Consider the following 4,561-nt stretch of genomic DNA (forward strand, 5'->3'; position numbering starts at 1 on the left):
CTGTAGATCTCAGAAATATCTCTCATGATATTGCAACAACACATATTAAAGTTGACGCGCTGAATTCGATAAAAAGAGCAATGACGAAAGGTGAAGTAGGTTGTGCTCTTAGTCATCTAGAGTGCTATAGAAATTTTATTTCTTCAGACAATTCTGATTGGGCATGGATTATTGAAGATGATGCAAATTTAGATAATGTGAATTCAGAGAGCATCACAGATCTACTTACATCTTTGAATTATCTAGATATTGATGTACTTATTTTGGGTTATTCTAAATTGTCTAAAGATAAAGAATCCACTTTTTACAAAATGGAGCCTTTAAGTAAATTAACTCAATCAGGGGGTATATTAATTGGGATGCCTTGGCGGAACTGGACTTGCGGTACTGTATCATATTTGATTCGGCGTTCTGGTGCTGAAAAAATGTTAGCTTATTTTGATGATTGCAAAGTCTCTACAGTTGCTGACGATTGGCTTTATTTTAGAGAGCAGGTAAATTTAAATATTGCTCATTGTCGGCCATTACTTGTGTTTGAGGATTTTTTCACTTTTAGAAGTTCTTTGGAAACTGAAAGAGCTGCTGTATCAAAAAGAAATTTAAGTTTTCTTGATACAGTACGAGTGTTGAGAGGTTATTTTAGGAAAATATTAATGAAGTTAATTCGATGAAAATATTATTTATAATTACTGGTCTAGGTATGGGAGGCGCTGAACGCCAAGTATGTGACTTGGCAGATAAGCTCGCAGCCCAAGGGCATCAAATAGTGCTAGTTTCATTAACGGGAAGCTCTGTTAATCATCCTCAATCAAGGGCAGTAAAGTTAGTTGAGCTAGGGATGACTAAAACACCATTTGGATTTATCAAGGTTTATCAATCAATCCGCCACTTGATAAATGAATTTAAGCCTGATGTTATGCACAGCCATATGGTACATGCAAATATTTTTTCTCGTTTACTACGATTAACAACAGACATTCCAAGGTTGGTTTGTACAGCACATAGTACGAATGAAGGGGGAAAGGGGAGAATACTTGCTTATCGATTGACTGATCGCTTATGTGATATAAGCACTAATGTCAGTCAAGAGGCTGTTGATGCTTTTATTCAACAGGGCGCCGCTCCTGCTGGGCGAATGGTTGCAATGCACAATGGTATTAATACTGAACATTTTCGAGATAACTCCATTAGTCGGAAGCGGCTACGTGCGGAGTTGGGCCTGGCTGATCATATCCCCCTATTGCTGGCTGTAGGGCGCTTCACTGCTGCAAAAGATTATCCTAATTTACTCACAGCATTTGCTGCTCTACCTCCAGCCTTTTGTATTGCACAACTAGCCATTATTGGTATAGGAGAAGATGAAGAAAATATTAAGGACAGAGTTATTTCACAAGGTTTAAGTAGCCGAGTGCATTTTCTTGGTTTACGACGAGATGTAAATGAGTGGATGAGTGCGGCGGATATATTTGTATTATCGTCAGCATGGGAGGGATTTGGGCTAGTCGTCGCCGAAGCAATGGCATGCAAGCGAGTTGTAGTCGCAACGGATTGTGGAGGAGTAAAAGAAGTTGTTGGAGATGCCGGATTTTTAGTGCCGCCAAAAGATAGTGAGAAATTAGCATCTGCGATGAGTGACGCACTAGCACTTTCCTTGGACACTCGTACTCATCTTGGAAGCTTGGCCAGAAAACGTGTCGAAGATAATTATTCATTATCCTCGGTATGTGAACGCTGGCTTAGAATATATAGTGGTGATTACAGCGTATTTTAATAAATTAAATCAGGGCGAGAATAAAAATTGAAATTTATTTATATCGTCAACTCGTCATCTTTTTTCTGTTCACATTTTCTTGCATTGGCAGAAAAAGTTTCTGAGCAAGGCCACTCTATTTATGTGATCGCTGGAGATGATGTAAAAAAAGATACCATTGAAGAAATGGGTTTCTTCTTTATTTACATCCCATTATCTCGAAGTGGAGTCAATCCACTTAGCGAGCTTTCATTTATTATGAAGCTGAGAGAAAAAATACGTAACATCGCCCCCGATGTTATTCACTCTTTCACAGTGAAACCAATAGTTTATACAGGGTTAGTGATTAAGTCTCTTAAAATAAAAAAAGTATCTATAGTATGTAATTCTGTTACTGGATTAGGTTCTGCCTACTTGTCAAAGAAAATGTCTGGACGTATTATTTGGTCTTTATTAAAGCTGCTATATAAAATTGCATTGTCATCCTCCAATTCATCAGCCGTTTTTGAAAATGAAGATGATAGGCTTCTATTTGTAAGCCAAGGTATGGTCGATGCCAATAAAGTTTATCTTGTTAATGGTGCAGGTATAGATACTAATGTGTTTTTACCATCTAATATAAAATCGGAACGTACTACGGTAGTTTTGGTTGCTCGGTTGCTTAAAGATAAGGGCATTGCTGAGTATATCGAGGCAGGCAAAATGTTATACGAAAGAAAGTTAGATGTCTGCTTGCAATTAGTCGGAGATATCGATGCTGGAAACATATCATCTATGTCGGTGCAGGATATCCAGAACGCTCACAATGCTGGTTATATTCAGTGGTTAGGCCCACGTACAGATATTGCTAAAATATATAGTCATGCTCATATAGCCTGTCTACCCTCCTACCGAGAAGGGTTACCTAAGTCATTAATAGAAGCAGCATCTTGTGGTTTGCCTATTATTACGACAAATGTACCTGGTTGTCGGCAAATGGTTATTAATGGTGAAAATGGTATTCTTGTTGAGGCTAAATCTGGCAGTGCTATTTCTGAGGCAATTATATATTTACTTACCAAACCAGATTTAATGAATCGTATGGCATTATATAACCGTAAGGTTGCAATAGAAAAATTTGATCATAAGCATATTGTAAATACATTCTTTAAGATATATAAGTTAAATTAAGATGAAAAATAAAATTATATTAACTGGAGCATCAGGGTTTGTTGGTCGTCACATAAAAAAAACCATACCTAGAGAAAAATTAATTTTGGTCGGGCGTCGTAGTCTGGATGAAGAATATACATTTTTCCCATCCGATTTAGATGGAAATTCAGAGTATGGCGACATCATGAAAGATGTCTCCTGTATAATTCATTGTGCTGCGAGAGCACATGTAATGAATGAAGGAAATGATAATCCATACTGCCTATATCATAAAATTAATGTTGATGGGACATTGAATTTAGCTAGACAGGCTGCGGTCAATGATGTTAAACGGTTTATCTATATCAGTTCTATTAAGGTAAATGGAGAGTCAACGAGAGTTAATTCTCCATTTACTGAAAAAAACATTCCTGCACCAGAGGATGCTTATGGGATTTCCAAACTCGCGGCAGAAAATAGTTTACGTGAGTTATCTATGGAAACAAATATGGAGGTTGTCATCATTCGGCCTCCTCTAGTATATGGGCCTGGTGTGAAAGCTAATTTCTCTGCTATGATGAATTTGGCATCAAAAAATTTCCCTCTTCCTCTTGGAGCTATCAACAACAAGCGTAGTATGGTTGCTCTGGATAACTTGGTTGATTTGATAGTAACTTGTATTGATCATCCTAAAGCAGCAAATAAAACCTTTTTGGTTAGTGATGATCATGATGTTTCAACAACTGAATTATTGGAAATGATGGTTCGCGCAGTGGGCAAGACGCCACGACTATTACCGGTGCCGATGGAATGGTTAAAGCTCGCTGGAAAATTGCTTGGAAAGCAGGCCGTTATCGAGCGTTTATGTGGAAATTTACAAGTAGATATATCTTATACAAAAGAGGTATTAGGTTGGCAACCACCAATAACAATGGAAGAAGGCATAAAACGCTGTTTGACTAAGGACCAATTATGTTGATTAGATTTTTTGATTTCATAGCAGCTCTATTTGGTTTGCTACTGCTTTGGCCAATTTTACTTATTGTTATCGTTCTAGGTGTGTTTGATACAGGATCTCCAATTTTTGTACAAACGCGAGTTGGTAAAAATAAAAAACCTTTCAAGCTAATCAAATTTCGTACCATGTCGGTCAATACTCAGTCTGTGGCGAGCCACTTAGCGAGCACAAGTTCCATCACCAAGTTAGGTTCCTTTTTACGCAAAACTAAAATTGATGAACTTCCACAACTGATCAATGTTCTTAAAGGTGAAATGAGTTTGGTTGGGCCGCGACCTAATCTCTTTAATCAGGAGGAACTGATCAAAGAGCGTGATGCCTTAGGCGTTTATGAGGTGTTACCCGGGATTACTGGCTTGGCACAGGTACAAAATATCGATATGTCGACCCCTGCGTTGCTTGCCCAAACAGATCGGCAGATGATCGATACCCTAAATTTAACTAGCTACGTTCGTTATATCATCATGACGGTAACTGGTAGCGGTGCGGGCGATGCGGTTGGATTGAAATAATATTTTTCTGGGTTGTATCAACTTATCTTACTTACCGCTATTAACGAGATGGTGCCATTATGTTGACCTCTTTCTTGGCTATCCCCCGTGTTTATAAACGGGGGATTAGTATATGTGCTGATCTGCTATTGCTAACTGTGGCATTCTGGG

At 38.2% G+C, this 4,561-nt stretch carries 5 protein-coding genes; all 5 read left to right on the forward strand.

Annotation, left to right across the window (positions count from 1 at the left end):
- A partial coding sequence (locus tag AACS18_RS19990; protein ID WP_108611912.1) for a glycosyltransferase family 25 protein occupies nt 1-671 on the forward strand: 671 nt, incomplete at its 5' end.
- Complete coding sequence (locus AACS18_RS19995; RefSeq protein WP_108611913.1) at nt 668-1,771, forward strand: glycosyltransferase; 1,104 nt, start codon at nt 668-670, stop codon at nt 1,769-1,771. The genes AACS18_RS19990 and AACS18_RS19995, both read left to right, overlap by 4 nt.
- Before the next feature lie 27 nt (nt 1,772-1,798).
- Nucleotides 1,799-2,920: a glycosyltransferase family 4 protein gene (locus AACS18_RS20000; protein ID WP_108611914.1), complete on the forward strand. Its 1,122-nt coding sequence runs from the start codon at nt 1,799-1,801 to the stop codon at nt 2,918-2,920.
- A gap of 1 nt (nt 2,921) precedes the next feature.
- Nucleotides 2,922-3,860 (forward strand): UDP-glucose 4-epimerase family protein, encoded by a 939-nt coding sequence (locus tag AACS18_RS20005; protein ID WP_108611915.1) that lies wholly within the window; start codon nt 2,922-2,924, stop codon nt 3,858-3,860.
- On the forward strand, nt 3,854-4,411 hold the full coding sequence (locus tag AACS18_RS20010; RefSeq protein WP_108611916.1) for a sugar transferase: 558 nt from the start codon (nt 3,854-3,856) through the stop codon (nt 4,409-4,411). The genes AACS18_RS20005 and AACS18_RS20010 overlap by 7 nt, the downstream gene beginning before the upstream one ends.
- The last annotated feature ends 150 nt before the right edge of the window (nt 4,412-4,561 follow it).

The organism is Aeromonas sp. HMWF015 (assembly GCF_963878965.1).
Classification (GTDB): Bacteria; Pseudomonadota; Gammaproteobacteria; order Enterobacterales; family Aeromonadaceae; genus Aeromonas; species Aeromonas veronii.

Coding starts and splice junctions, on each gene's coding strand:
- AACS18_RS20005 (WP_108611915.1), top strand. CDS start 2,922: ATGAAAAATAAAATTATATTAACTGGAGCATCAGGGTTTGTTGGTCGT.
- AACS18_RS19995 (WP_108611913.1), top strand. CDS start 668: ATGAAAATATTATTTATAATTACTGGTCTAGGTATGGGAGGCGCTGAA.
- AACS18_RS20010 (WP_108611916.1), top strand. CDS start 3,854: ATGTTGATTAGATTTTTTGATTTCATAGCAGCTCTATTTGGTTTGCTA.